This window comes from Pseudomonas mosselii (assembly GCF_003205295.1).
GTDB lineage: Bacteria > Pseudomonadota > Gammaproteobacteria > Pseudomonadales > Pseudomonadaceae > Aquipseudomonas > Aquipseudomonas mosselii_B.
Genome location: NZ_QJRP01000027.1, coordinates 23,529 through 49,388, shown reverse-complemented (window position 1 = coordinate 49,388; position 25,860 = coordinate 23,529). Strand labels below are relative to the sequence as shown.

The window sequence follows — 25,860 nt, the reverse complement described above, 5'->3', positions numbered from 1 at the left end:
CCCTTTCCGACCGGTCCGACGCCTCGGCAAGGCCGCTCCCACAGGGATCGCGCTAGCTTTAGCAATTGAGCAAGACAGTTGCTCCTACAAAGGAGGGGCAACCCATGCCCCGAGAAATCGCGGGCAAAGAAAAACCCGGCCAAGGCCGGGTTTTTCGTGAAGCATCAAGCCAATTACTTGGCCTGGGCTTCTACCTGAGCTTCTACGCGACGGTTGACGGCGCGGCCAGCTTCGGTGGCGTTGTCGGCGACCGGACGGGTCTCACCGTAGCCAACCGAGTCAACACGGCTCGATTCGATGCCGTACTGCTGGGTCAGGACTTGCTTGACAGCGCTGGCACGACGCTCGGACAGCTTCTGGTTGTAAGCGTCTGGGCCCACGGAGTCAGTGTGACCTTCCACGGTGGTGGTGGTCTGTGGGTACTGCTTCATGAAGTCAGCCAGGTTCTTGATGTCGCCGTAGCTGTTTGGCTTGACGACCGACTTGTCGAAGTCGAACTTGACGTCCAGCTCAACGCGAACGACTTCGGCAACAGCCGGGCAGCCATCAGCGTCAACGGTAACGTTGGCTGGGGTGTCAGGGCACTTGTCGACGTTGTCGCAGACGCCATCGTTGTCGCTGTCGGAGCAGACTTCGGCAACTGGAGCTGGCGCAGGAGCGGCTTTCTGGCCACCGCTGCCACCGAAGTTCAGACCCAGACCAACGGTCGGACCCCACTCGGTGTTGCCGTTGTCGATGTTGTACATGGCTTCGACGCCGGCACGGGCGAAGAACATGTCGGTGATGTACCACTTGGCGCCAGCGCCAACGTTGGCGAAGGTGGAGTGGTCACGGCCGCCACGAGTGGCCTGGCCCAGGCTCTCGTGAGCGAAACCAGCGGAAACGTACGGACGCAGTGCATCACCGACGGTACCGAAGTGGTAGGTGGCGTCCAGCTTGGTCTTGGAGCCTTTGATGTCTTTGTTGAAGACTTCACCACGAGCGTTGTGGGTCTCGTTGTAGCCCAGGTCCAGGGAGACGTCGTCGGTCAGGAAGTAACCGAGGCGAACACCTGGATTGGTGCCGGTGTTCTTGAAGTTACGTTCGCTGTCGTAGTACTGCTTGGTAACGTTGCCTTCGATTTCGACAGCGCCTTGGCCTTGAGCCAGAACGCCGAACGAAGTAGCGGCCACGAGCGAGCCAATGGCCAAGCCCAAGGTGTTTTTCAATTTCATCCGTTAAATCCCCATCTGGTGATAGTTAAGCAGTCCCACCAACATCCGGGGGACAACTCGACGGCAAGTCTAGCAGAACTTGCCGGTTGGTTAGAGGTATTTGCTGGCCACTAAGTTTCAGCCAGGCCAGCAAATTTCTCTCTAAGCTTGTCGAGCGCACGCTTGTAGCGCATTTTCGTGGCGCTCAGGCCCATGTGCATGATGTCCGCGATCTCCTGAAATTCCAGCTCCGCGACAAATCGCAGCACCAGGATTTCCCGGTCGATCGGATTGACATGCACCAGCCATTTGTCCAGCCCGCCTTTCTCCTCCGGCTTCGGTGCCTTGTCCTCGGACGCCTCTTCAACAGGGTCCAGACTCAGGGCATCCATCAACCGGCGCTTGCGGCGCTCCTTGCGGTACTGGGTGATGCATTCGTTGTAGGTGATGCTGTAGAGCCAGGTCTTGAACTTGGACTTGCCCTCGAAGTTCTTCAACCCGTAGAGCACCTTGAGCATCACCTCCTGACAGACATCGTCGGCATCCCGATCGTTCCCCAGGTAGCGCGCGCAGACGTTGAACAGCGTGCGCTGGTAGCGGCGCATCAGCTCCTCGTAGGCGCGGGTGACGTGAAACAGCTCCTCATGCGAACGCGCCACCAACTCCTCGTCGGTGAGCTCGCGGGGGTCATAGCGCATGGGCGGCGAATGAACTTTATTCAAAACGGATCTGGCCGACAGTCAGGTCAATGTCGCCGCTCGGCCCCCTGGGCCGATTTTTGCGGCGGCATACATTAACAGCTTTTGTGCGGTTAGCGGCTATTCACGCGCTGCTCGAGCAGCTCGCGATTAGACAGCGACACCAATTCGCCATCATCGGTCAGCAGGGTCGTCTTGACCGTGCCGATCTCCTCGATGTGCCCTTCGACCTCGCCAATGCGCACTTGCTGGCCGACTTGATACAGCTCGCGCACATAGATCCCGGCCAGGATCTGCCCGGCGATTTCCCGGCTGCCCAGGCCCATCGCCAGCGCAACTGCCAGACCAACGGTAATCAACCCGATGACGATCACATGGTTCAGCAGGTCGGTCTTGACCTCGAGCTGGCTGATGGCCACCGAGATGCTGATGATGATCACCAGGCCCTGGGCGATGCGCCCGACGCCAGCGGCGTATTCCAGGCCGATACCTTCGGCGGCGCCGCGCACCAGGCCGTTCACCAGTTGCGCCAGGAGCACGCCGGCCAGCAGCACCAGGGCCGCGCCGAACACCTTGGGCAAGTACAGGGCGAGCATGTCGAGGGTCGCCGAAACCCGCTCGAGCCCCAGGGACTCCGCGGCCGAGACCAGGAAAATCAGGAGCACGAACCAGTAGACGATCTTGCCGATCAAGGTCGAGATCGGCACCTGGATACCGACCCGGGCGAGCATCTTGGTCAGCCCGGTACCGCTCATCAGGCGATCAAGGCCGAACTTGGCCAGCACCTTGGACAGCAGGGTGTCGAGCAGCTTGGCCACGACGAAGCCGAGCAGCACCACGACCAGCGCGCCGAACAGGTTGGGGATGAAGTTCGCCACCTTGGTCCAAAGGGCAGTCATGGCGGTGACCAGGCTCTGGGTCCAGAGATCGAGTTCCATATTCAATCGGCCTTATCTGCGTTGCTGCCGGCGGCAGGTTTGCGGGTAGAGTTGCGACGGACCGGCGCGACATGCGCCGAGCCATTGTTCACGGCGATCAGCAGCGCCTGGCTCCAGCGGCCAAGCAGGCTGAACAGATCACCCGCGCCGACCTGGCGGTTGGCGGTCTTGAGCACGCGACCCAGGCAGGCGGCATCGTCACGGTCCTGGCCGGACGGCGACGCCTTGAGCAGGTCGCGCAGGGATTCTTCAAACGGATCGTGCATGGGCACCTCGCGCAATGTCAGTCAAAGACGAGGGCGCCGAGCGATGGGTCACACAGGGATGTGGGACGAATGTTTCAAAATGAGTGTGCGAGCCCATCGCGGGGCAAGCCCGCTTCCACGGAACCACGCTGAGAACGTGGGAGCGGGCTTGCCCCGCGATACGACACATCACACCCACCGCAAACGCCGGAACAGCAACCACTGCCCTACCGCCAGCCCCAGCACGATCAGGCTGGCGAACAGGAATCCATAGGGGCTGTCGGAGCCCGGAATGCCGCCGACATTGATGCCCAGCAGCCCGGTGACGAAGCTCATGGGCAGGAAGATGCAGGTAATGATGCCGAACCGGTACATGGTCCGGTTCATCCGCTCGCTGCGCCGCCGATCCTCGCTTTCCAGCACCAGCGCGGCACGCTCGCGGGCCAGTTCGAGCTCTTCGAGGTAGCGGATCAGACTGTTGTTCAGCTCGTTCCAGTAGTCGGCGTCGGCATCGGCGAACCAGCTGCATTTATTGCGCGACAGTTGGGCATAGATGTCGCGCTGAGGGGCGAGGAAACGCCGCAGGCCGGCGGCGCGGCGACGGATCTGCTGCAGGTTGCCCTGGGCAGGAGAATACCGTTCGTCGGATTCTACCTTTTCCTCTTCCAGATCGACTGCTTCGGCCAGGTCGCTGACCAACGCCTGGACCTTTTCGGTCAACAGTTCACCCATCAGCAACAGCAGTTCGGAAGCCGTCTTCGGCCCCCGGCCCTCGTCCAGTTGCTGCAGGACCTCGTCACTCGCCCGCAGGGGCCGCAGGCGCAGGGAAATGACCCGCCGCGCCTCGGCGAAGATGCGCACCGAGACCATGTCCTCGGGCTCGGCGCCCGGATTGAGGTTGACCCCACGCAGGAACAGCAGCATCTGCTCGTCGGCCAGCGGCAGCAGGCGCGGGCGGGTGTTCTCCTCCAGCAGCAGTTCGCAGGCGAACTCGCTCAGACCACTGTCGTGGAGCAGCCAGGTGCGGGTTTGCGGGTGACTGCGGTCCCAGTGCAGCCACAGGCTCTCCTGGGGCTGCAGTTGCAGATCGTCCAGCTCGGTGCGGGCGATCGAGCGCGCGCCACCCTTGCCATCGAGCACCAGGGCATGCACCAGGCCCCACTGCGCGTTGTCTTCCTCGAACATCAAAGCTCCATCGGTGTACGGCGCGTCACTCGGGCATCTTCAGCGGGCTCGGCGAGACCAGCACGCCATTGTTGTCGGCATACACGTACTCGCCCGGGCGGAAGGTCACGCCGGCGAAGGTCACCACGACGTTGAGGTCGCCGATGCCACGCTTGTCGGTCTTCATCGGGTGGCTGGCCAGGGCCTGAATGCCGACATCGGTCTGCGCCAGCACATCCACGTCGCGCACGCAGCCGTAGATCAGCAAGCCTTCCCAGCCGTTCTTCGCTGCCTTCTCGGCGAGCATGTCGCCCAGCAGCGCGCGGCGCAGCGAGCCACCGCCGTCGACCACCAGGACCTTGCCCTTGCCGTCAAGCTCGACCTGCTCTTTGACCCGCGAGTTGTCCTCGAAGCACTTGATGGTGACGATCTGGCCACCGAACGAGTCGTGGCCGCCGAAGTTGCTGAACATGGGTTCGAGCACCTGGACCAGATCCGGGTAGGCGTCGCACAGGTCGGGCGTTACGTAATGCTGCATGGGAAACTCCTGTCAGTCACAACGAAAGCGGATGTGGAGCAAGGCTACACCGCAGGAGGCCGGCAGTCATCCGGGACCGAGCAGTCAGTTTGCTTTTGTCTGCTCCGGCCTCTTCGCGGGTAAACCCGCTCCCACAGGGTTTCGCACCTCACCTGTGGGAGCGGGTTTACCCGCGAAGAACCCCACGCGGAATCAACTGGCGGGCACCGGCTCCATCACCACCGTCGAAGCATGCACCGGCACCTGCGGATCCCTCAGCCAGCGTTCCACCAGCGGCCACACCTGGGTTTGCGCCGCCTTGCTGACCAGCATGTCGACATGCCCGAAGGCCTCGAAGCCCTCCTCGCGCCCCAGGCGCAGGAACTGCCTGGCGTCACCACCGAACTGCTCGAACAGCTTGCGGCAGGCCCACACCGGGTCCTGGAAGTCGCCGGCCCCGGCCACCGCCAGCAGCGGCACCTCGACCTCGGCCAGGCCCGCCCACCAGTCCTTGTCCTTGTCGCCGAAACGGCCGAACAGGCCATTCCAGCGCAGGCTCTCCAGGGCCAGGCCGATGGGTTCGTCCTCCGGACCACGCTTGAGGCGCGAACCCGAGATCTGCGCGAAGCGCTTGAGCAGCACGCGCGCGCCCCACTCCACCGGCGGTACTTTCAGCGGCCAATAGACCCGGCTGACCTGGGTGCCGAACAGTGCCGCGCTGGCCACCAGCGCGGTGTCCAGGTAACCGCTGCCCAGCGCCGCCGCCAGGGTGGTGCCGCCCAGCGAGTGGCCGACCCAGTGCGGCGCCTGCCCGGCCTGCTCGCGGACGAAGGCACCGATCACCGGCAGGTCGTAGCGCGCATAGTCGGCCACGCGGTTCTGTCGCCAGGCGCGGTTGCGCGGCGACAGGCCATGGCCGCGCATCTCCGGGATCCACACATCGAACCCGGCGCGGGCCAGGTAGGCGCCCAGGCCGATGCCCTTGGGCGAATACCAGAAGCGCCGGTTGGAGAAACTGCCGTGCAGGAGGATGACCGGCACGCCCTGGGCGTGGTCCTGATCGGCCAGTCCCAGGCGGGTGACGGCCAGCTCGACGCTCGGATCGGGGCTGTTGCCGGCCTTGATCCGGTAGACATCTTCGCTGAGGTCGCCGCGGCGCTCGGCACTGAGCAACGCGACGGGGAATTGGGTGGAGCTGCTTTGCATGGGTTCACGAACAAACTGAGGATATGAACGTGGGAGCGGGCTTGCCCCGCGATTGAACCAGACCTGCAGACACTGCTGTCCCATCTGGCGCTATCGCGGGGCAAGCCCGCCCCCACAGCGTGTTGCCTTCAGCGCATCAGGCCGCGCCCTGGCCCTCGGCCAGGAAGAACCAGGTTTCGAGCACCGAGTCCGGGTTCAGCGACACGCTCTCGATACCCTGCTCCATCAGCCACTTGGCCAGGTCCGGGTGATCCGAGGGGCCCTGGCCGCAGATGCCGATGTACTTGCCGGCCTTGTTGCACGCGGCAATGGCGTTGGCCAGCAGCTTCTTCACGGCCGGGTTACGCTCATCGAACAGGTGGGCGATGATGCCGGAGTCGCGGTCCAGGCCCAGGGTCAGCTGGGTCAGGTCATTGGAGCCGATGGAGAAGCCGTCGAAGTACTCGAGGAACTCTTCGGCGAGGATCGCGTTGGACGGCAGCTCGCACATCATGATCACGCGCAGGCCGTTGTCGCCGCGGGCCAGGCCGTTCTCGGCGAGCAGGTCGACGACCTGGCTGGCCTCGCCCAGGGTGCGCACGAACGGCACCATGATCTCGACGTTGGTCAGGCCCATCTCGTTGCGCACGCGCTTCAGCGCACGGCACTCGAGCTCGAAGCAGTCACGGAAAGACTCGCTGATGTAGCGTGAAGCACCGCGGAAGCCCAGCATCGGGTTCTCTTCTTCCGGCTCGTAGAGCTTGCCACCGATCAGGTTGGCGTACTCGTTGGACTTGAAGTCCGACAGGCGCACGATGACCTTTTTCGGGTAGAAGGCCGCGGCCAGGGTGCTGATGCCCTCGACCAGCTTCTCGACATAGAAGCCGACCGGGTCGTCGTAGCCGGCGATGCGCTTGTCGACGCTTTCCTTCAGTTCCGGTGGCAGGCCGGCGTAGTTGAGCAGCGCCTTGGGGTGCACGCCGATCATGCGGTTGATGATGAACTCCAGGCGCGCCAGGCCAACGCCTGCGTTGGGCAACTGGGCAAAGTCGAAGGCGCGGTCCGGGTTGCCGACGTTCATCATGATCTTGAACGGCAGTTCCGGCATGGCATCGACCGAGTTCTGCTTGACGTCGAAGCCCAGCTCGCCTTCGAAGATGAAGCCGGTGTCGCCTTCGGCGCAGGACACGGTGACGCCCTGGCCGTCTTTCAGGACCTGGGTGGCGTTGCCACAACCGACGACCGCCGGGATGCCCAGTTCACGGGCGATGATCGCCGCGTGGCAGGTACGCCCGCCGCGGTTGGTGACGATGGCGCTGGCGCGCTTCATCACCGGCTCCCAGTCCGGGTCGGTCATGTCCGAGACCAGCACGTCACCCGGCTGGACCTTGTCCATTTCCGAGACATCGTTGATCACGCGGACCTTGCCGGCGCCGATGCGCTGGCCGATGGCGCGGCCCTCGACCAGCACGGTGCCCTTCTCCTTGAGCAGGTAGCGTTCCATGACATTGGCGCTGGAGCGGCTCTTCACGGTCTCAGGGCGGGCCTGGACGATGTACAGCTTGCCGTCGTCACCGTCCTTGGCCCACTCGATGTCCATCGGGCGCTGGTAGTGCTGCTCGATGATCATCGCCTGCTTGGCCAGCTCGTTGACCTCGGCGTCGCTCAGGCAGAAGCGCGCGCGCTCGGCACGCTCGACCTCGACGGTCTTGACCGAGCGGCCGGCCTTGGCTTCGTCGCCGTAGACCATCTTGATCGCCTTGCTGCCCAGGTTGCGGCGCAGGATCGCCGGACGGCCGGCCTGCAGCGTCTGCTTGTGCACGTAGAATTCGTCAGGGTTGACCGCGCCCTGCACCACGGTTTCGCCCAGGCCGTAGGCGCCGGTGATGAACACCACGTCGCGAAAGCCCGACTCGGTGTCGAGGGTGAACATCACGCCGGCAGTGCCGGTTTCCGAGCGAACCATGCGCTGCACGCCGGCGGACAGGGCCACCAGCTTGTGGTCGAAGCCCTGGTGCACGCGGTAGGAAATGGCGCGGTCGTTGAACAGCGAGGCGAACACTTCCTTGGCCGCGCGGATCACGTTGTCGACGCCGCGGATGTTGAGGAAGGTCTCCTGCTGCCCGGCAAAGGAGGCATCCGGCAGGTCCTCGGCGGTGGCCGAGGAACGCACGGCCACGGCCATGTTTTCGTTGCCGCCAGCCATCTCGGCGAAGGCCGTACGGATTTCCGAATCCAGACGCGCCGGGAAATCGGCTTCCATCACCCACTGGCGAATCTGCGCGCCGGTCTTGGCCAGGGCGTTGACGTCATCGACGTCCAGCGCATCGAGCGCGGCGTGGATGCGGTCGTTGAGGCCACTTTGCTCGAGAAAATCGCGGTACGCCTGAGCCGTAGTGGCAAAGCCGCCCGGCACCGAGACACCGGCACCTGCGAGGTTACTGATCATCTCGCCCAGGGATGCGTTCTTGCCCCCCACATGCTCCACATCATGGACGCCGAGCTTATCGAGGGAAACTACGTACTCTACCAAGGTGATCTCTCCACTAACTGTATTGGAAAAGCTCAAGGGCGCCCGCCTGCCTGACTGACTGGGCCGGACGCTTGTGGCCTGGACCTGGAAAATAAGTGAGAATGCCGAGCAACCGCGTTCGGCAAACCGAACCTATCATATCCAGAAATCTTCGGCAGCTTAAGGCCCCCAGGTGCAAATGAAACGAACCGCGTTCTTCATCTCCGACGGTACCGGCATCACTGCAGAAACGCTGGGCCAGAGCCTGCTCGCACAATTCGAGAGCATTCCGTTCAATAAATTCACGCGCCCCTACATCGACACGCTGGACAAGGCCCGGGCCATGGTCCAGCAGATCAACGCCGCGGCCGAGCGCGACGGGGTGCGTCCGATCATTTTCGACACCATCGTCAACCAGGACATCCGTGAGGTCATGGCCACGTCCAATGGCTTCATGATCGACATCTTCTCGACGTTTTTATCCCCGCTCGAGCAGGAATTGACCGCCCATTCGTCGTATTCCGTGGGCAAATCCCACTCGATCGGCGGCAGTTCCAACTACATGGAGCGCATCGAGGCGGTCAACTTCGCCCTGGACAACGACGACGGCGCGCGCACCCACTACTACGACAAGGCCGACCTGATCCTGGTTGGCGTGTCGCGCTGCGGCAAGACCCCGACCTGCCTGTACATGGCCATGCAGTTCGGCATCCGCGCCGCCAACTACCCGTTGACCGAGGACGACATGGAGCGCCTGCAACTGCCGGCGGTGCTGAAGAAGCACCACAGCAAGCTGTTCGGCCTGACCATCGACCCCGACCGCCTGACCGCCATCCGCCACGAGCGCAAGCCCAACAGCCGTTACTCGAGCTTTGCCCAGTGCGAGTTCGAGGTGCGCGAGGTGGAGAACCTGTTCCGTCGGGAGAACATTCCCAACATCAATTCCACGCATTTCTCGGTGGAGGAGATCTCGGCGAAGATCCTGGTGGAAAAAGGCGTGGAGCGGCGGTTCAAGTAAGCCTGAACCGGCCTCTTCGCGGGTAAACCCGCTCCCACAGGGATATCACTGGGCTTGAGGCAGTGAGGTCCCTGTGGGAGCGGGTTTACCCGCGAAAGGGCCAGACCTGCTGACAGAAGGCCCAAAGAAAAGCCCCGGCATCACTGCCGGGGCTTTCTTTTACCTCAACGCAAGGCTCAGGACGGAATCACCGCCGCCTGCCCGCTCATCGCCAGGTCGACCAACTCGCGGTTGGCCACCGCGTACATCGCATAGTCGGTACCGGTGGCGTTGCGCAGGTCGTCGAGCATGGCGCGCCAGCGCTCGACCATCACCCGGTGCTGCTCGCACCACAAGGCCACGCGGGCATCCATGTCTTGCGGCGCGTCGGCCATCTGCAGCACGGAGATGGTGATCGCCCGCTGCTGCAGGTCGATGTCGTCGCGGAACGCCTCGCGGGCCAGGGCCTGCCAGTTGTTCTCCACCGGCAGGTTGCTGATCTCCTGCAGGTACCAGGTCAGGTCCAGCGAGCTGCCCACGGCAAAGAACGCCTTGGCCACTTGCGCAGGATCATGCCCGGTCACGTCGGACGCTTCGATGATCGGCAACAGGGTGTACAAGTGCGTGGTGCCGGCGACCATGCGCGCCAGCAGCTCCGGCACACCGGCCTCGACGAAGCCCTGGTAGCGCACCATCCAGCGCTCGCGGGTCGGGCCTTCCAGCAGCTCGTCGAGCTTGAGCCCCAACTGCGCGAGCACCGGCCCGAAGTGGGCGACGTCGCGGCCCGCATCCTGCTCGTTACGGCGGCTGCGCAGGAACCAGCGGGTGGCACGACGGCCCAGGCGCATCAGCTCGTCCATCAGGGTCAGCTGGATCTCGGCCGGGACCTGGTAGTCCAGGGCCTCGATCTGACGGAACCAGTGCGGCAGGTGGAAGATGTCACGCACGATCACGTAGGCGCCGGCGACGTTGGCCGGGCTCATGCCGGTGGACTCCTTCAGGCGCTGGACGAAGGTGATGCCCATGTTGTTGACCAGGTCGTTGGCGATCTGGGTGCTGACGATCTCGCGTTTCAGGCGGTGACGGCGCATCGAGTCGGCGAACTTGCTCACCAGCGACGGCGGGAACGCGGTTTCCATGTCGCGGGTCAGGTAGTCGTCGTCCGGCACCAGCGACTTGAGCAACTGCTCCTTGAGGTCGATCTTGCTGTACGAGATCAGCACCGACAGCTCGGCGCGGGTCAGGCCCTGGCCTGCGGCCAGGCGTTCGGCCAGCTGCTCCTCGGTGGGCAGGAACTCGATGGCGCGGTCCAGCTTGCCACGGGCCTCGAGGTCGGCCATCAGGCGCTTGTACTCGGCGATCCGCTCGCGAGCGCGGCGGGCAGCCAGCGACAGCGCTTGCGTCTGCTTGTAGTTGTTGCCCAGCACCAGCCCCGCGACTTCGTCGGTCATGCTGCCCAGCAGCTGGTTGCGCTGCTTCTCGGTCATGTCGCCCCCCTGCACCACCTCGTTGAGCAGGATCTTGATGTTGACCTCGTGGTCGGAGCAGTCCACGCCGCCGGCGTTGTCGATGAAGTCGGTGTTGGTGGCGCCGCCGTTGAGGCCGAACTCGACCCGGCCGAGCTGGGTCATGCCCAGGTTGCCGCCCTCGCCCACCACCTTGCAGCGCAGCTCGTTGCCGTTGACGCGCAGGGCGTCGTTGGCCTTGTCGCCGACATCGGCGTGGCTTTCGCTGCTGGCCTTGACGTAGGTGCCGATACCGCCGTTCCACAGCAGGTCCACCGGCGCCTGCAGCAGCGCGTGCAACAGTTCGGTCGGGGTCAGGCGATCGGCCTCGATGGCAAAGCGCTCTTTCATCTGCGGGCTGATGGCGATGCTCTTGGCACTGCGCGGGAAGATCCCGCCGCCTTCAGACATGATGCCGGTGTCGTAGTCGCTCCAGGCCGAGCGCGGCAGGTCGAACAGGCGCTTGCGCTCGACGAAGCTGGTGGCCGGATCCGGATTCGGATCGATGAAGATGTGCAGGTGGTTGAACGCGGCCACCAGTTGCAGCTTGTCGGACATCAGCAGGCCGTTGCCGAACACGTCGCCGGCCATGTCGCCGACCCCGACCACGGTGATCGGGTCTTCCTGCACGTTGATGCCGCGCTCGCGGAAGTGACGCTGCACGCCGACCCAGGCGCCACGGGCGGTGATGCCCATCTTCTTGTGGTCGTAGCCGGCCGAGCCGCCGGAGGCGAAGGCGTCGCCCAGCCAGAAGCCGTAGTCGATGGCGATGCCGTTGGCGATGTCGGAGAAGGTCGCGGTGCCCTTGTCGGCCGCCACCACCAGGTACGGATCGTCGTCATCGTGACGCACCACGTTGGCCGGCGGGACCACGCCACCGTCCTTGAGGTTGTCGGTGATGTCGAGCAGGCCGGAAATGAAGATGCGGTAGCACGCCACGCCTTCGGCGGCGATCTCGTCACGGCTGCCGCCCAGCGGCAGGCGTCGCGGCAGGAAGCCGCCCTTGGCGCCCACCGGCACGATCACCGAGTTCTTCACCTGCTGGGCCTTGACCAGGCCGAGCACTTCGGTGCGGAAGTCCTCTTCGCGGTCTGACCAGCGCAGGCCGCCGCGGGCGACGTTGCCGAAGCGCAGGTGCACGCCTTCGACCCGTGGCGAATAAACGAAGATCTCGAATTTCGGCACCGGTTTCGGCAGCTCGGGGATCAGCTTGGGGTTGAACTTGAAGCTGAAGTACGACTTGTTCTGGCCGTTGGCGTCCGGCTGGTAGAAGTTGGTGCGCAGGGTGGCCTTGATCAGGTCCAGGTAGCGGCGCAGGATGCGGTCCTCGTTGAGCACCTGGACCTCGTCCAGGGCGCTGAGGATCGCCTGCTCCAGACGCTGCTGCTTGTCGTCCAGATCCTCCTGGGTCAGCTTGCGCGCCAGGTAGAAGCGGGTCTTGAACAACCGGGTCAGCTCGCGGGCGATGTCGGTGTGGTTGTTCAGGGTGCTGGCGATGTAGCCCAGGTCGAAGCCCAGGCGAATCTGCTTGAGGTAGCGGGCGTAGGCGCGCAGCAGCGCCACGTCGCGCCACGGCAGGCCGGCGGTCAGCACCAGGCGGTTGAAGGCGTCGTTCTCGGCGTCGCCCTTGACGATATGGACGAAGGCGTCCTGGAAGGTATCGTTGAGCTGCTGGATATCAAGATTGAGGCCTTCGCTGTAGGTGAAGGCGAAGTCGTGGATCCAGAACTCGCGACCACTTGCGTGGCGCAGGCGGTACGGGAACTCGCCGAGCACGCGCAGGCCAAGGTTTTCCAGGATCGGCAGTACGTCCGACAGCGCCAGCGGCGTATCGGCGTGGTACAGCTTGCAGTGCAGCTGGCGCTCACCCAGCTGGGTCAGCGGCTGGTAGAAGCTCATGGCCAGCGGCTTGGCTTCCGACAGGTTCAGCACATGCTGCATGTCGACCACCGCCGAGTGCGCGGCGAAGCGCTCGCGGTAGCCGGCCGGGAAGCCTTTCGGGAAGTCGGCCAGGATGTTGGTGCCGTGGGCCTCGCCGAAGTTCTCCACCACCAGCGCCGAGAAGTCGTCCTGCCACGAACGGCAGGCCTGGATCACTTCGTTTTCCAGCTGCTGCGGATCGATGTCGATGCGGTTCTTCGGGTCCACCCGCAGGATCAGCTGCACGCGGGCCAGCACCGATTCGGAGAAGAAGGTCCAGAACTCGCAGTCGGTAGCCTTCAGGCGCTCCATCAGCACCTGCTGGATCTTCTGCCGCACCTCGGTGGAGTAGATCTCGCGTGGCACGTAGGCCAGGCAGTAGCAGAAGCGGCCGTACGGATCCTTGCGCAGGAACACGCGAATCTTGTTGCGCTCCTGGATCTGCACGATCGACATGACGGTGCTGAGCAGTTCGTCGACCGGCGTCTGGAACAGGTCGTCGCGCGGCAGCACCTCGAGGACCTGAGCCAGCTCCTTGCCCAGGTGGGCCTTGGGGTCGAAGTTGGAGCGGCGCTCGACTTCGGCGACCTTGCCACGGATGTACGGGATGGTGTGCACGCTCTCGCCGTACACCGACGAGGTGTACAGGCCCATGAAGCGGCATTCCTTGATGACCTTGCCATCCTGGTCGATCTGACGGATCGACACGTAGTCCGGGTACGCCGGGCGGTGCACGCGGCTCGGCTGCGAGGCCTTGGCGAACGACAGCAGGCGCGGCTCACGCAGGTAGGCGACGGCGTAGTCCTCGATGCGCAGGTCGTCGGCGCCCAGGCCTGCGCGCAGCAGGCGGGCCAGACCGAGGAACGAGGCCTCGTCATAGACCAAATGACCGCCGTCGGTGTCGGACTCGACGGTGAACTCTTCGTAGCCGAGGAAGGTGAAGTGGTTGTCCAGCAGCCACGACAGGAAGCTCTTGACCTCGGCCTTGTCGTTCTGCGCCGGGCCGAAGGCGTTCTGCTCCACCAGTTCCAGCAGCTCGCGGATCTTGGCTTTCATCGGCTCGAAGTCGGCGACCACGCCGCGCACTTCGGCCAGCACCTGTTCCAGCTCCATGCTCAGGGTGTTGAGCTCGGCGGCATTGGCGCAGCGGTCGATCTCCAGGTACATCAGCGACTCATGGCTGACGCCCTCGCCCTGAGTGCCCTTGGGCAGCAGCTCGACCAGCTCGCCCTTGGCGCCGCGGCGCACGCTGAGCACGGTGGTCTGCAGGGTGTGGATGCTGTAGCCGCGGCGGTTGAGCTCGGTGCGCACCGAGTCGACCAGGAACGGCAGGTCATGGTGCAGCACCTCGACCACGGTGTGGGTCGATTGCCAGCCGTGGCGTTCGTAATCGGGGTTGTAGACCCGCACCTGCGGGTGTTCGGGGTCGAAGCGCTCGATGATGCGCCAGGCGGACAGCGTGCAGCCGGCCAGGTCCGACAGCCTGCGCTGGGTGAGTTCGTCCAGAGAGATGATGCCGAAGAACTGCTCGGCGAACAGCGCCACTTGTGGCAGGGACTGTTCGCTGATGTGCTGCGCCAGGGCCACCTGCAGTTGATGCTGGAAGTCGGCTTTGCTGGCTGCGGTGAAAAACGCCATCTGTGGTACTCCGCTTGGGCTTTGTTATAGGTGAAGCGTCGCATACGTCCGCCGGGTACGGATCAACGATAGCCAACCCGCGGCAAGCCGGACGGTAAAACCAGGCGTTGGACACGAGCGTCATGTCCACCGACTGGGGAGCTTAACGACTGAACGGTCACCGCGGCTTGCAGCGCTGCGACAATTTCGGTCAATGCGCGGTAACTTTACGTTTATCGCGGCCGCCAAGGCTGTCAGAATTCCTTTCCCTTGCCATTGACCCGAGCCGCCCATGCAACTGAAAACCGCCCTGCTCTTCGCCACTCCCTGCGACGACGAGGAAGACAACATGGCGACCCTGTGCTGCCACAGCGACAAGGGCCAGATGTTCCTGCTGACCCGTTATCCGGACGAGGACACCGTCGACCTGACCCTGGATGACGAGCCGTCGACGCTGGACGGGCTGAAGGTGACCCTGAGTGCGCAGCGGCTGCTGATCGAGGTGGCGGCTGGGGATCGTGATGCGTTGAAGGGGGACGAGGAACTGGAGATCATCCTGACCAGCGCCGGGACCGACATGGAGGAAGTGAAGGAAACCTTGCAGAACATCCTTGCCGGCACCGGGACGTTCGTGTCCGAAATCTGAGCCGTTACATCGCCCGTGTAGGAGCGGCCTTGTGTCGCGAAAGGGCCGCATAGCGGCCCCGGCAATCTTTGCCTTGGTGCTGATATCCCGGGGCTGCTTCGCACCCCTTTCGCGACACAAGGCCGCTCCTACAGGGACCGCGCAAGCCTTCAGGACATTGACAGGCCACTATCGGAACAGGCATTGTCTGACAACCTGACCTATAAGAACATCCATGTCCATGCTAGAGCTCCAGCGCCCCGACACCCTCGTCGACCGGGTCGTCAGCGCCATCCGCGCCGAGATCGATTCCGGCCGCCTGGCTGCCGAATCGCGCCTGCCCACCGAACAGCAACTGGCTGAACAGCTCAATGTCAGCCGCTCGGTGGTGCGCGAGGCCGTGGCGCAGCTCAAGGCCGACGGGGTGCTGATCGCCCGCCGCGGGCTCGGCTCGTACATCTCGCAGACGCCCAGCGGCACGGTGTTCCGCTTCCCCGGCAGCCAGGGGCGCAAGCCGGACCTGGTGCAGATGTTCGAGATGCGCCTGTGGATCGAGACCCAGGCCGCCGCTATCGCCGCCCGCCGCCGCGACGCCGACGACCTCGAGCGCATGGCCGCAGCCCTGGGCACCATGGAAGACCCGCGCAGCGACTTTGCCAGCGCCTCGGCCGCCGATGTGGCCTTTCACCGCGCCATCGCCGAAGCCAGCAAGAACGACTACTTCGTCGCCTTCCACGATTTCCTTGGTGGCCAGCTGGCTGCCGCGCGCCGTACCGCCTGGGAAAACTCCGCCACCCCTGCGGTGGGCGGTTCGGCCGATGCCCTGCGCGAGCACCGGGCGCTGTACCAGGCCATCGCCGACGGCGACCGCCTGGCGGCTGCCGGCTGCGCCGAAGCCCACCTGCGCGCCTCGGCCAAGCGCCTGAAACTCGACCTTCCCGACCTCGACTGATCCTGGAGAACCCCATCGCGAACCTGGCAAGGCCTTCACGCGCACTACTTAGTCTGACAACCTGATAAGCAGATTCACCGACAAGAATACCAAGGTACCCTGCATGACCTACGACTATTGCATCATCGGCGGCGGCATCGTCGGCCTCGCCACCGCGATGGCCCTGCTCGAACGGCGCCCCGGCGCTTCGTTGCTGATCCTGGAAAAGGAGGCCAGCCTCGGCCGCCACCAGACCGGCCACAACAGCGGCGTGATCCATGCCGGCATCTACTACGCGCCCGGCAGCCTCAAGGCCGACCTGTGCAAGCGCGGCGCCCAGGCCACCAAGGACTTCTGCAGCGCGCACGGCATCGCCTTCGAGGTCTGCGGCAAGCTGCTGGTGGCTTCCAACGACCTGGAGGTGCAGCGCATGCAGGCGCTGTACGAGCGCTCGCAGCAGAACGGCCTGAAGGTCGAGCGCCTGGATGCCGGTGCCCTGCGCGAGCGGGAGCCGAACATCGTCGGCAAGGGCGCATTGTTCCTCGATGCCACCGGCATCGTCGACTACCAGCAGGTGTGCGAGGCCATGGCCAAGGTGATCCGCCAGGCCGGTGGCGAACTGCGTCTGTCCACCACCGTGCGCGCCATCCAGGAACATGGCGACCACGTCGCGATCAGTGCCGACGGCAACGCCTGGCGTGCCCGTCAGCTGGTGGCCTGCGCCGGCCTGCAGTCCGACCGCCTGGCGCGTCTGGCAGGGGTGAAGATCGACCATCAGATCATCCCTTTCCGCGGCGAGTACTACCGCCTGCCGGCGAGCAAGAACCAGATCGTCAACCACCTGATCTACCCGATTCCCGACCCGGAACTGCCGTTTCTCGGCGTACACCTGACGCGGATGATCGACGGCAGCGTCACCGTCGGGCCCAACGCGGTGCTCGGCTTTGGCCGGGAGAACTACCGCAAGTTCTCGGTGAACTGGCGCGATGTCGCCGAGTACGCGCGCTTCCCCGGCTTCTGGAAAACCATCTGGAACAACCTCGGTTCCGGCACCGCCGAGATGAAGAACTCACTGTTCAAGCGCGGCTACCTCGAGCAGTGCCGCAAGTATTGCCCGTCCCTCGAAGTCGAGGACCTGCTGCCCTATGAGGCCGGCATCCGCGCCCAGGCGGTGATGCGCGACGGCACCCTGGTGCACGACTTCCTGTTCGCCGAGACCCCGCGCATGGTGCACGTATGCAACGCACCATCGCCCGCCGCCACCTCGGCCATCCCCATCGGCCAGATGATCGCCCAGAGGATTCTCGAGGCCCGCTGATCCACCCGCTGCATCCACAATTACAAAGACAACAAGGAAAACCCCTATGTCGGTATACGAGGCGGCCCCGACCGCGCCCGAAACCCCCGAACAGCAACGCAAGCGCCTGCGCAAGGTGGCGGCGGCGACCATCTTCGGCTCGATGCTGGAGTGGTACGACTTCTACCTCTACGCGACCATGGCGGCGATCGTCTTCTCGAAGATCTTCTTCGACCCGAGCAACCCGGCGGTGGCCTCGCTGCTGGCGTTCTCCACTTTCGCCATCGGCTTTATCGCCCGCCCCTTCGGCGGCGTGCTGTTCGGCTACCTGGGCGATCGTTTCGGACGCAAGCACGTGCTGGTGATCACCTTCTGCATGATGGGCCTGTGCACCATGCTGATCGGCCTGATCCCCGGCTACGCCACCATCGGCATCTGGGCGCCGATCCTGCTGGTGATCATCCGCATCATCCAGGGCCTGGGCGCTGGCGCCGAACTGTCCGGCGCGGCGGTGACCTCCTACGAGCACGCCAGCGAGGGCAAGCGCGGCAGCCAGGGCGCCTGGCCGGCGCTGGGGCTGAACCTGGGCCTGCTGCTATCCTCGCTGACCGTTTACCTGCTGACCATGAACGGCAATGAGTTCCTCCTCGCCGGCGGCTGGCGCATCCCGTTCATCGCCAGCATCGCCCTGGTGGCCGTGGGCCTGTGGGTGCGCAAGAGCATCCCCGAGACCCCGGACTTCAAGGAGCTGGACAAGGCCGACGACAAGCCGCAGGTGTCGCCGCTCAAGCTGCTGTTCAAGAACGACCTCAAGGGCCTGGCCGTGGTGTTCTTCGTGGCCGTGGGCTACAACGCCCTGAGCTATATCTTCAAGACCTTCTCGCTGGCCTACCTGACCCAGTTCAAGGGCGTCGAGGCGCATGTCACCTCGCTGTCGGTGACCCTGGCCAGCCTGGTGGCGATCTTTGCCGTGCCGTTCTTCGGCTGGCTGTGCGACAAGTGGAGCAGCAAGACCGTGCTGATGCTCGGCGGGCTGCTGTCGGCACTGTTCGCCTTCCCGTTCCTGCAACTGTTGTCGACTGGCGAGCCGATGATGATCTACCTGGCCATTGCCGTGGGCACCGGGGTCCTGGCGCCAATGATGTTTGCCCCGCAAGGTTCGTTCCTCAGCCGGCAGTTTCCGACCCAGACCCGCTCGTCGGGGTTCGGTACCGGGCGCGAGGTCGGCACCGCCGTGGCCGGCGGCCTGGCGCCGCTGGGCGGGCTGGCGCTGGTGGCCGGGTCGGCGACACACTCCACCGATGGCGTGGCGCTGATCCTCGCGGTGGCCGGAGTGCTGGTGGTGGTGTTTGCGTTCCTTGACCAGGGCTGGCGGCATTCGAAGGCGAAGAACTAACAGCGCAGGGAGGTGACGGGCATGGATGCCCGTCAAGCGCTGGGCCCCAGGATGGCCCCTGCAGCGAGGTCCTCACGGGAGCAAGGCAGGATGAACGGAGCACCTCGACCCTTTACACGATTTTTGCAAACCGCCATTGGTCGCCACCCCCCCGGATGGATTAAAGTATCACCCCTCGCCCGGCAAGCGCTCCCAGCGCGCCAGGGCCCATCCCCAGGAACCGCCAACGATGGAACACCGTGAAGCGCTGATCGCGCTGCGCACCTTTCTCTCCTCCCAGATCCTCGGCCAGGAAAAATTGGTCGAGCGCCTGCTGATCGTGCTCCTGGCCGACGGCCACATGCTGGTCGAGGGCGCCCCGGGGCTGGCCAAGACCAAGGCCATCAAGGAGCTTGCCGAGGGTATCGAGGCGCAATTCCATCGTATCCAGTTCACCCCCGACCTGCTCCCGGCCGACATCACCGGCACCGAGATCTACCGCCCGGAAACCGGCAGCTTCGTGTTCCAGCAAGGACCGATCTTCCACAACCTGGTACTGGCCGACGAAATCAACCGCGCACCGGCCAAGGTGCAGTCGGCGCTGCTCGAAGCCATGGCCGAGCGCCAGGTCAGCGTTGGGCGCAGCACCTACGAGCTGTCGCCGCTGTTCCTGGTAATGGCCACGCAGAACCCGATCGAGCAGGAAGGCACCTACCCGTTGCCCGAGGCCCAGCTCGACCGGTTCCTGATGCACGTGAAGATCGGTTTCCCCGATGCCACCGTCGAGCGGCGCATTCTCCTGCAGGCCCGCGGTGAAGCCCTGGGCGGCGAAGTGAAGCCCGAGCGCCGGGTCAGCCAGCAGGCGATCTTCGCCGCCCGCAAGGAAATCCTCGGCCTGTACATGGCCGATGCGGTGGAGGAGTACCTGGTGCAGCTGGTCATGGCCACCCGCACCCCGGCCAAGTTCGACAGCGAGCTGGCCGACTGGATCGCCTACGGCGCAAGCCCCCGCGGCTCGATCGCCCTGGACCGTTGCGCGCGCGCCCACGCCTGGCTGGCCGGGCGCGACTTCGTCAGCCCCGAGGATATCCAGGCGGTGCTGTTCGACGTGCTGCGCCACCGCATCATCCTCTCGTTCGAGGCCGAGGCAGCCGGGGTCGACCAGGACCGCGTGGTCCAGCGCATCCTCGACGTCGTCGCCGTCGCCTGATCCCATGCCCACCGCACAGCTGGTCGAACCCGGCATCCGCATCGGCCTGGCCGACCTGATCGACATGCGCCACCGCGTGCGCGAGATCCAGCTGTTTTCCCGGCCCGGCCAGCGCAGCCCGTTGGTGGGCCTGCACCACTCCAAGCTGCGTGGCCGCGGCGTGGACTTCGACCAGGTGCGGGTCTACCAGGCCGGCGACGATGTGCGCAATATCGACTGGCGCGTCACCGCGCGCACCCAGGAGCCGCACACCAAGCTTTTCCACGAAGAGCGCGAGCGGCCGATCTTCATCATGGTCGAACAGAGCCAGCGGCTGTTCTTCGGCTCCGGACTGGTGTTCAAATCGGTGCTGGCGGCCCAGGCCGCGGCCCTGTTCGGCTGGGCGGCGCTGGGCCACAACGACCGCATCGGCGGGCTGGTGTTCGGCGACAGCGAGCCTCATGAGATCAAGCCACGACGCAGCAAGCAGAGCCTGCTGCAACTGCTCAACCGCCTGGCCAAGGTCAACCAGGCCCTGCACACCGAGGCCGTGCCGCAGCCTGACAGCCTGGGCCTGGCCCTGCGCCGGGCGCGCGAGGTGCTGCGCCCGGGCAGCCTGGCCATCGTCATCTGCGACGAGCGCGCCCTGAGCGCCAGCGTCGAGCAGCACCTGGCCATGCTCTCACGGCACTGCGACGTGCTGCTGATGCCAGTCAGCGACCCCCTCGACCATGCCCTGCCCGCCGCCGGCCTGCTGCGTTTCGCCCAACGCGGCGCGCAACTGGAACTCGACACGCTGGATGCCAACCTACGCCAGGCCTACCGCCAGCAGGCCGAGGCGCGCATCGAGCGCTGGGAACTGCTGGCGCAGAAACTGCGGGTGGTGCTGATGCCATTGAGCACCCAGAGCGAAATGATCGAGCAACTGCGCGAATACTTGAATGCGCAGCGCCCCGGGGGCGCCCGATGAACCCGCTGGACCAACTGCAGCCGCTGATCGCGCCGCCGGCCATCGGCCTGTGGCCGCCCGCGCCCGGCTGGTGGCTGCTGCTGGCCCTGCTGCCGCTGTTCGGCTGGGGTGCCTGGCGCCTGCGCCACTGGCGCCCGGGCAAGCGCAAGGTGGTGCGCGCCGAACTGCCGCTGGACCCGATCCGTGTCGAGGCCCTGGCCGAGCTGGCACGCCTGCCGCGCCCCTACGACGGCGCGCCGGCCGGCGCCTGGCTGCAGCAGATCAACGCCCTGCTCAAACGCCTGTGCCGCAACCAGTACCCCGGCGCCAACAGCCACACCCTCAGCGGCCGGCAATGGCTGGCGTTTCTCGACAACCGCTGCCCGGCCGCCGGCCTGACCCGCTGGATGGTGCTGGTCGAAGGCACCTACAAGCCCGAGTGCAAGCTCGACGACAAGGCTATCGTCGGGCTCGCCCAGGCAGTCGACACCTGGATCCGCAAGCATGTTTGAACTGGCCTGGCCGTTGATCTTCCTGCTGTTGCCGCTGCCCTGGCTGGCGCGCCTGGCGCTGCCCGCCGCCGACAGCGGCGAGCCGGTGCTCAAGGTGGGCTTCCTTGATGAACTCGAAGGCCTGGCCGGGCGCCGCGCACGCTTGAACCTGCCGACCTGGCGCCAGCAAGCACCGTTCATCCTGATCTGGCTGTTGCTGTTGCTCGCCGCCGCCCGCCCGCAGTGGCTGGGCGATCCGCTGCCGGTGTCGGCCAGCGGCCGTGACCTGCTGGTGGCGGTGGACGTGTCGGGGTCGATGGACTTCCCTGACATGCAGTGGAAGGACGACGAGATCAGCCGCCTGGACCTGGTCAAGGCGCTGATGGGTGACTTTCTCCAGGATCGCCAGGGCGACCGCGTCGGCCTGATCCTGTTCGGCAGCCAGGCCTACCTGCAAGCCCCGCTGACCTTCGACCGACGCACCGTGCGCACCTTCCTCGACGAGGCGCAGATCGGCATCGCCGGCAAGAACACCGCCATCGGTGACGCCATCGGCCTGGCGGTCAAGCGCCTGCGCCAGCGCCCGGCGCAGAGCCGGGTGCTGATCCTGATCACCGACGGCGCCAACAACGGCGGGCAGATCCACCCGCTGACCGCCGCCCGCCTGGCCGCCCAGGAAGGCGTGCGCATCTACACCATCGGCATCGGCGCCAACCCCGAGGCCAGCGGCACGCCGGGCCTGCTTGGGCTGAACCCGAGCCTGGACCTGGACGAAGCCTCGCTCAAGGAGATCGCCGAGATCACCCACGGCAGCTACTTCCGCGCCCACGACGGCGCCGAGCTGGGTGCCATCGGCGACACCCTCGACCAGCTGGAACCGGTGGCCCAGCAGCCGACCCAGGCGCGCACCGCCCACGAACTGTATGCCTGGCCACTGGCCCTGGCGCTGTTGCTCAGCATGCTGCTGGTGGTGGCCGTGCAGTGGCCGGACAACCTGCTGCAACGCCTGCTGCGCAAGCCACGCTTCCTGCAGCCCCACCCGGAATGGCGCCAGCGCCTCAAGCGCCTGCGCCTGAGGAGGCGGCGATGATCGAACTCTGGCCCCAATGGCTGCGCCCGCTCTGGCTGCTGGTGATCCCTCTGCTTGGCTGGCTGCTGTTCAAGCTCTGGCACCGGCGCAAGCGCGCCGGGCGCTGGCAGCTGATCCTGCCGCAACCGTTCCACGCGGTCTTGCTCGGCGGCGGCAGCGGCAGCAACAGCAAGCTGCCGTGGATCGCCCTGGGCCTGGCCTGGCTGCTGATCGTCCTGGCCCTGCTCGGGCCCAGCTGGCAGCGCCTGGAGGAAACCCGCCAGCGCCCGGCCGACCCACTGGTAATCCTGCTCGAGCTGACGCCGCAGATGCTCGCCGAGGACAGCGCGCCGAATCGCCTGGAACAGGCCCGGCGCAAGGTCCTCGACCTGCTCGAGCACCGCCGCGACAGCCAGACCGCGCTAATCGTCTACGCAGGCTCCGCCCACACCCTGGTGCCGCTGTCCGATGACCTGGGCACCACGCGCAACCTGCTCGAGGCCATCGATCCGTCGATCATGCCGCAGCCCGGCCAGCGCGCCGACCTCGCCGTGCACAAGGGCCTGGCCCTGCTCGCCCAGAGTGGCCTCGGCCAGGGCCGCCTGCTGCTGATCGGCTCCTCACTGAGTGAACCGGAGCGCGAAGGTATTCGCCAGGCCCTCGGGCGCCAGGGCCCGAGCCTGCTGATGCTGGGCGTCGGCAGCGCCGAGGGGGCGCCGGTGCGCAAGGCCAATGGCGAGTACCTGAAGGACGACCAGGGCGGTATCCTCCTGCCACGCCTGGACAGCGCCTCGCTGAAGAGCTTCATCGGCTCGACCGGCGGCCGCTACCGCCATGCCCGCATCGACGACCTCGACCTGCGCGGCCTGGGCCTGTTCGACAACCCGCGACTGCTGCACAACGATGGCCAGACCCTGCAGCTGGACAGTTGGGCCGACCAGGGCTACTGGCTGCTGTTGCCCCTGCTGCTGCTCGCCGCCTGCGCCGGCCGGCGTGGCTGGCTGTTCTGCCTGCCGCTGCTGCTGGCCTTGCCGCAACCGAGCCAGGCCTTCGAGCTCAACGACCTGTGGCTGCGCCCCGACCAGCAGGGCCAGCGCCTGCTGGAGCGGCAACGCCCCGCCGAGGCGGCCCGGCACTTCGAGGACAGCCAATGGCGTGGCATGGCCCTGTACCAGGCCGGCGACTTCGAAGGCGCCGCTGCCGCGTTCGCCCAGGCCGGCACGGCGACCGCGCACTACAACCGGGGCAACGCCCTGGCCCGTGCCGGCGAGCTGGAGGCGGCGCTGGACGCCTATGAGCAGGCGCTGGAGCGCCAGCCCGACCTGAAGGCAGCACTGGACAATCAGGCCCTGGTCCAGCAATTGTTGCAACAGCGCCAGGCCAAGGCCGATGCACAGTCGAACAACGCCGATGCCCAAGGCACGCCCGGCAACGAGACCGAGGGCAACAGCAGCTCGACCAGCAATCAGGCCCAGGGCACGCCTGGCAACGACGAACAGGCGCAAAACCAGCAGAATGGCGACAGCCAGGGCAACAGCCAGGCCCCGCCCGGCGCCGCCGATGGCGATGACGACAACCTCACCCAGCCGCCCCAGCGGCCGCTCTCCACCAGCCTCGACGCCGAACAGCGCCAGGCCCTGGAGCAATGGCTGCGGGAGATCCCCGACAACCCGGCGGAACTGCTGCGGCGCAAATTCTGGTACGAACAGCAATTGCATCAGGAAACCCCACGATGAGTCGCCTCGGCGTCTTTCTCCTAGGCCTGTTGTGGAGCCTCGCGGCCCAGGCCGAACCGATCCTGCAGGCCAGCGTCGACCGCACGCGGCTGGAAGCCGGCGAAACCCTGGAACTCACCCTCGAGAGCCAGGACGTCACCCAGTTCGGCAAGCCCGACCTGCGCATCCTCGAGCCCGACTTCGAGGTGCGCGGCACCCGCCAGCTCAATAGCTTGCACACCCTGGACGGCGAAACCCGTGCCAGCACCCGCTGGATCATCACCCTGCTGCCCCGGCGCAGCGGCACCCTGCGCATCCCCGAGCTGCAGCTGGGCCAGTCGCGCAGCCAGGCCATCGAGCTGCAGGTGCAGGCCGACAGCCAGCGTCCGGACGTGGCCTCGCAAGTGTTCGTCGAAGCCACCCTGGACAGCAGCGAGGTCTATGTCCAGGCCCAGGCCGTACTGACCCTGCGCATCTACCATTCGGTGGCGCTGTACGACGACAGCAGCCTCAGCCCACTGCAGCTGGAAAACGCCAAGGTCGACCCGCTGGGCGAGTCGCGCACCTATGAGAAAGAGATCAACGGCGTGCGCCACGGGGTGATCGAGACCCGCTATGCGATCTATCCGCAACAGAGCGGCAGCCTTGAAGTGCCTCCGCTGCGCTTCACCGCCACCGCCGCCGACAATGGCGAACAGCCGGCCGGCACACCGCGGGTCGGCCGCCAGGTGCAGGTCAGCTCGCTGCCGCTGCGCCTGACGGTCAAGCCGATTCCGGCCGGCTATCCGGCCGACCGCCCCTGGCTGCCGGCCCGCAGCCTGACTCTGGAAGAGCACTGGAACCCCGACCCCGAACACCAGCCGACGCAGATTGGCGACTCGCTGACGCGCAACATCACCGTGCGCGCCGAGGGCCTGTCGAGCACTCAGTTACCACCGCTGCCGGCCACCGAGGCTGCCGGCCTGCGCCGTTACCCCGACCAGCCGTTGCTGCGCAACGAGATCGGCGAACGCGGCATGGTCGCCAACCGCGAGGAACGCGAGGCGCTGGTGCCGACCCACGCCGGCGAACTGTCCCTGCCCGCGCTGGAGGTGACCTGGTGGAACACCCGCGAAGACCACCTGGAGCACAGCAGCCTGCCGGCCCGCACGCTGAACGTGCAGGACAACCCGGCCCTGAGTGCCGACACCCCGGTCGGCGACAGCAACATCAGCCCCGGCCTGCTCTGGCCCTGGCAGCTGGCCACGCTGGTCCTGGCCCTGACCACCCTGCTCGGTTTCACCCTGTGGTGGCGGGCCCGCTCGCAACCGGCGGTGCTGCGCGCGGCACAGGTCGGCCCGAGCCCGCGCACGCTGCTCGACGACCTCAAGCGCGCCTGCCAGGCCAACGACCCGCAGGCCACCCGTCAGGCACTGGACGCCTGGGCCCGGCAGCAGCCGGAAACCCTGGCCGAGATGGCGGCGCGCTTCGTGCCGCTGTCGGATGCGCTGGATGGCTTGAACGGCGCGTTGTACAGCGAGAGTGGCCAGTACTGGCACGGCGACGAGCTGTGGCGCGCGATCGGCGCGATTCCGTCGGCCGAGCAGGTGCTGGCGCCGTCGGGTGAAGCGGGTAGCCTGCCGCCGCTGTATCCCAAGTAGCCTCATCGCGGGGCAAGCCCGCTCCCACGCCCCGCGATGAGTTACCATACCGCCCTTGTCCATAAGCCCCCTGCCGCCCACCCAACGG

The 25,860-nt window shown here is 65.8% G+C and carries 20 protein-coding genes; 11 read left to right on the top strand and 9 right to left on the bottom strand.

Annotated elements, in window-relative coordinates; all coding sequences use genetic code 11:
- Positions 1-173: 173 nt before the first annotated feature.
- From DMX06_RS20550 to ppsA, 8 genes are all read right to left on the bottom strand, one after another.
- Positions 174-1,214 carry an OmpA family protein gene (locus tag DMX06_RS20550; RefSeq protein ID WP_110739095.1) on the bottom strand — a complete coding sequence of 347 codons (1,041 nt, stop codon included), beginning with the start codon at positions 1,212-1,214 and terminating at the stop codon, positions 174-176.
- 110 nt (positions 1,215-1,324) lie between these two features.
- On the bottom strand, positions 1,325-1,891 hold the full coding sequence (sigX, locus tag DMX06_RS20545) for an RNA polymerase sigma factor SigX (RefSeq protein ID WP_050704759.1): 567 nt from the start codon (positions 1,889-1,891) through the stop codon (positions 1,325-1,327).
- A gap of 113 nt (positions 1,892-2,004) precedes the next feature.
- Positions 2,005-2,829 (bottom strand): mechanosensitive ion channel family protein, encoded by an 825-nt coding sequence (locus DMX06_RS20540; RefSeq protein ID WP_110739094.1) that lies wholly within the window; start codon positions 2,827-2,829, stop codon positions 2,005-2,007.
- Between the two features lie 2 nt (positions 2,830-2,831).
- Positions 2,832-3,095: a hypothetical protein gene (locus DMX06_RS20535; RefSeq protein ID WP_028692938.1), complete on the bottom strand. Its 264-nt coding sequence runs from the start codon at positions 3,093-3,095 to the stop codon at positions 2,832-2,834.
- A gap of 168 nt (positions 3,096-3,263) precedes the next feature.
- Positions 3,264-4,259: a zinc transporter ZntB gene (locus DMX06_RS20530; RefSeq protein ID WP_110739093.1), complete on the bottom strand. Its 996-nt coding sequence runs from the start codon at positions 4,257-4,259 to the stop codon at positions 3,264-3,266.
- A 25-nt stretch (positions 4,260-4,284) separates the two neighbouring features.
- A complete protein-coding gene (gene rraA / locus DMX06_RS20525) occupies positions 4,285-4,776 on the bottom strand; it encodes a ribonuclease E activity regulator RraA (RefSeq protein ID WP_110739092.1) in 492 nt (163 codons plus the stop codon).
- Between the two features lie 192 nt (positions 4,777-4,968).
- On the bottom strand, positions 4,969-5,961 hold the full coding sequence (locus DMX06_RS20520) for an alpha/beta fold hydrolase (RefSeq protein WP_110739091.1): 993 nt from the start codon (positions 5,959-5,961) through the stop codon (positions 4,969-4,971).
- Positions 5,962-6,097: 136 nt separating this feature from the next.
- Entirely contained in the window at positions 6,098-8,473 is a 2,376-nt protein-coding gene (ppsA, locus tag DMX06_RS20515; RefSeq protein WP_028692935.1) for a phosphoenolpyruvate synthase, read from the bottom strand.
- Positions 8,474-8,651: 178 nt separating this feature from the next.
- On the opposite strand from ppsA, the gene ppsR reads away from it, so the two are divergent.
- Positions 8,652-9,470 (top strand): posphoenolpyruvate synthetase regulatory kinase/phosphorylase PpsR, encoded by an 819-nt coding sequence (gene ppsR, locus DMX06_RS20505; RefSeq protein WP_110739090.1) that lies wholly within the window; start codon positions 8,652-8,654, stop codon positions 9,468-9,470.
- Between the two features lie 176 nt (positions 9,471-9,646).
- On the opposite strand, the gene DMX06_RS20500 is transcribed toward ppsR, so the two are convergent.
- A complete protein-coding gene (locus DMX06_RS20500; RefSeq protein WP_110739089.1) occupies positions 9,647-14,512 on the bottom strand; it encodes an NAD-glutamate dehydrogenase in 4,866 nt (1,621 codons plus the stop codon).
- 271 nt (positions 14,513-14,783) lie between these two features.
- Here DMX06_RS20500 and DMX06_RS20495 point away from each other — a divergent pair, with 271 nt between their 5' ends.
- The 10 genes from DMX06_RS20495 to DMX06_RS20445 all read left to right on the top strand — a co-directional run bounded on the left by DMX06_RS20495 (position 14,784) and on the right by DMX06_RS20445 (position 25,772).
- Positions 14,784-15,137, top strand: coding sequence for a hypothetical protein (locus DMX06_RS20495; RefSeq protein ID WP_110739088.1), 354 nt, complete (start codon positions 14,784-14,786; stop codon positions 15,135-15,137).
- Between the two features lie 220 nt (positions 15,138-15,357).
- Complete coding sequence (locus DMX06_RS20485; RefSeq protein WP_110739103.1) at positions 15,358-16,068, top strand: FadR/GntR family transcriptional regulator; 711 nt, start codon at positions 15,358-15,360, stop codon at positions 16,066-16,068.
- A 103-nt stretch (positions 16,069-16,171) separates the two neighbouring features.
- On the top strand, positions 16,172-17,365 hold the full coding sequence (gene lhgO, locus DMX06_RS20480; protein ID WP_110739086.1) for an L-2-hydroxyglutarate oxidase: 1,194 nt from the start codon (positions 16,172-16,174) through the stop codon (positions 17,363-17,365).
- A gap of 46 nt (positions 17,366-17,411) precedes the next feature.
- Positions 17,412-18,740, top strand: a complete 1,329-nt coding sequence (locus tag DMX06_RS20475) for an MFS transporter (RefSeq protein WP_110739085.1) — start codon at positions 17,412-17,414, stop codon at positions 18,738-18,740.
- Positions 18,741-18,969: 229 nt separating this feature from the next.
- On the top strand, positions 18,970-19,929 hold the full coding sequence (locus tag DMX06_RS20470) for an AAA family ATPase (protein WP_050706542.1): 960 nt from the start codon (positions 18,970-18,972) through the stop codon (positions 19,927-19,929).
- Between the two features lie 4 nt (positions 19,930-19,933).
- A complete protein-coding gene (locus DMX06_RS20465) occupies positions 19,934-20,878 on the top strand; it encodes a DUF58 domain-containing protein (protein WP_110739084.1) in 945 nt (314 codons plus the stop codon).
- Positions 20,875-21,369: a DUF4381 domain-containing protein gene (locus tag DMX06_RS20460; protein ID WP_110739083.1), complete on the top strand. Its 495-nt coding sequence runs from the start codon at positions 20,875-20,877 to the stop codon at positions 21,367-21,369. Before DMX06_RS20465 ends, DMX06_RS20460 begins: the two co-directional genes overlap by 4 nt.
- On the top strand, positions 21,362-22,438 hold the full coding sequence (locus tag DMX06_RS20455) for a vWA domain-containing protein (RefSeq protein ID WP_110739082.1): 1,077 nt from the start codon (positions 21,362-21,364) through the stop codon (positions 22,436-22,438). The genes DMX06_RS20460 and DMX06_RS20455 overlap by 8 nt, the downstream gene beginning before the upstream one ends.
- A complete protein-coding gene (locus tag DMX06_RS20450; protein ID WP_110739081.1) occupies positions 22,435-24,153 on the top strand; it encodes a vWA domain-containing protein in 1,719 nt (572 codons plus the stop codon). The genes DMX06_RS20455 and DMX06_RS20450 overlap by 4 nt, the downstream gene beginning before the upstream one ends.
- The gene (locus DMX06_RS20445; protein ID WP_110739080.1) at positions 24,150-25,772 is read left to right on the top strand and encodes a BatD family protein; all 1,623 of its coding nucleotides are present in this window, start codon (positions 24,150-24,152) and stop codon (positions 25,770-25,772) included. The genes DMX06_RS20450 and DMX06_RS20445 overlap by 4 nt, the downstream gene beginning before the upstream one ends.
- The last annotated feature ends 88 nt before the right edge of the window (positions 25,773-25,860 follow it).

What these genes read in the sequence shown, in the direction of transcription:
- lhgO (WP_110739086.1), top strand. Translation starts at nt 16,172, where the DNA reads ATGACCTACGACTATTGCATCATCGGCGGCGGCATCGTCGGCCTCGCC.
- ppsR (WP_110739090.1), top strand. Translation starts at nt 8,652, where the DNA reads ATGAAACGAACCGCGTTCTTCATCTCCGACGGTACCGGCATCACTGCA.
- DMX06_RS20455 (WP_110739082.1), top strand. Translation starts at nt 21,362, where the DNA reads ATGTTTGAACTGGCCTGGCCGTTGATCTTCCTGCTGTTGCCGCTGCCC.
- DMX06_RS20460 (WP_110739083.1), top strand. Translation starts at nt 20,875, where the DNA reads ATGAACCCGCTGGACCAACTGCAGCCGCTGATCGCGCCGCCGGCCATC.
- DMX06_RS20535 (WP_028692938.1), bottom strand. Translation starts at nt 3,095, where the DNA reads ATGCACGATCCGTTTGAAGAATCCCTGCGCGACCTGCTCAAGGCGTCG.
- DMX06_RS20495 (WP_110739088.1), top strand. Translation starts at nt 14,784, where the DNA reads ATGCAACTGAAAACCGCCCTGCTCTTCGCCACTCCCTGCGACGACGAG.
- DMX06_RS20500 (WP_110739089.1), bottom strand. Translation starts at nt 14,512, where the DNA reads ATGGCGTTTTTCACCGCAGCCAGCAAAGCCGACTTCCAGCATCAACTG.
- DMX06_RS20530 (WP_110739093.1), bottom strand. Translation starts at nt 4,259, where the DNA reads ATGTTCGAGGAAGACAACGCGCAGTGGGGCCTGGTGCATGCCCTGGTG.
- sigX (WP_050704759.1), bottom strand. Translation starts at nt 1,891, where the DNA reads ATGCGCTATGACCCCCGCGAGCTCACCGACGAGGAGTTGGTGGCGCGT.
- rraA (WP_110739092.1), bottom strand. Translation starts at nt 4,776, where the DNA reads ATGCAGCATTACGTAACGCCCGACCTGTGCGACGCCTACCCGGATCTG.
- DMX06_RS20485 (WP_110739103.1), top strand. Translation starts at nt 15,358, where the DNA reads ATGCTAGAGCTCCAGCGCCCCGACACCCTCGTCGACCGGGTCGTCAGC.
- DMX06_RS20445 (WP_110739080.1), top strand. Translation starts at nt 24,150, where the DNA reads ATGAGTCGCCTCGGCGTCTTTCTCCTAGGCCTGTTGTGGAGCCTCGCG.
- DMX06_RS20465 (WP_110739084.1), top strand. Translation starts at nt 19,934, where the DNA reads ATGCCCACCGCACAGCTGGTCGAACCCGGCATCCGCATCGGCCTGGCC.
- DMX06_RS20540 (WP_110739094.1), bottom strand. Translation starts at nt 2,829, where the DNA reads ATGGAACTCGATCTCTGGACCCAGAGCCTGGTCACCGCCATGACTGCC.
- DMX06_RS20475 (WP_110739085.1), top strand. Translation starts at nt 17,412, where the DNA reads ATGTCGGTATACGAGGCGGCCCCGACCGCGCCCGAAACCCCCGAACAG.
- DMX06_RS20450 (WP_110739081.1), top strand. Translation starts at nt 22,435, where the DNA reads ATGATCGAACTCTGGCCCCAATGGCTGCGCCCGCTCTGGCTGCTGGTG.
- DMX06_RS20470 (WP_050706542.1), top strand. Translation starts at nt 18,970, where the DNA reads ATGGAACACCGTGAAGCGCTGATCGCGCTGCGCACCTTTCTCTCCTCC.
- DMX06_RS20520 (WP_110739091.1), bottom strand. Translation starts at nt 5,961, where the DNA reads ATGCAAAGCAGCTCCACCCAATTCCCCGTCGCGTTGCTCAGTGCCGAG.
- DMX06_RS20550 (WP_110739095.1), bottom strand. Translation starts at nt 1,214, where the DNA reads ATGAAATTGAAAAACACCTTGGGCTTGGCCATTGGCTCGCTCGTGGCC.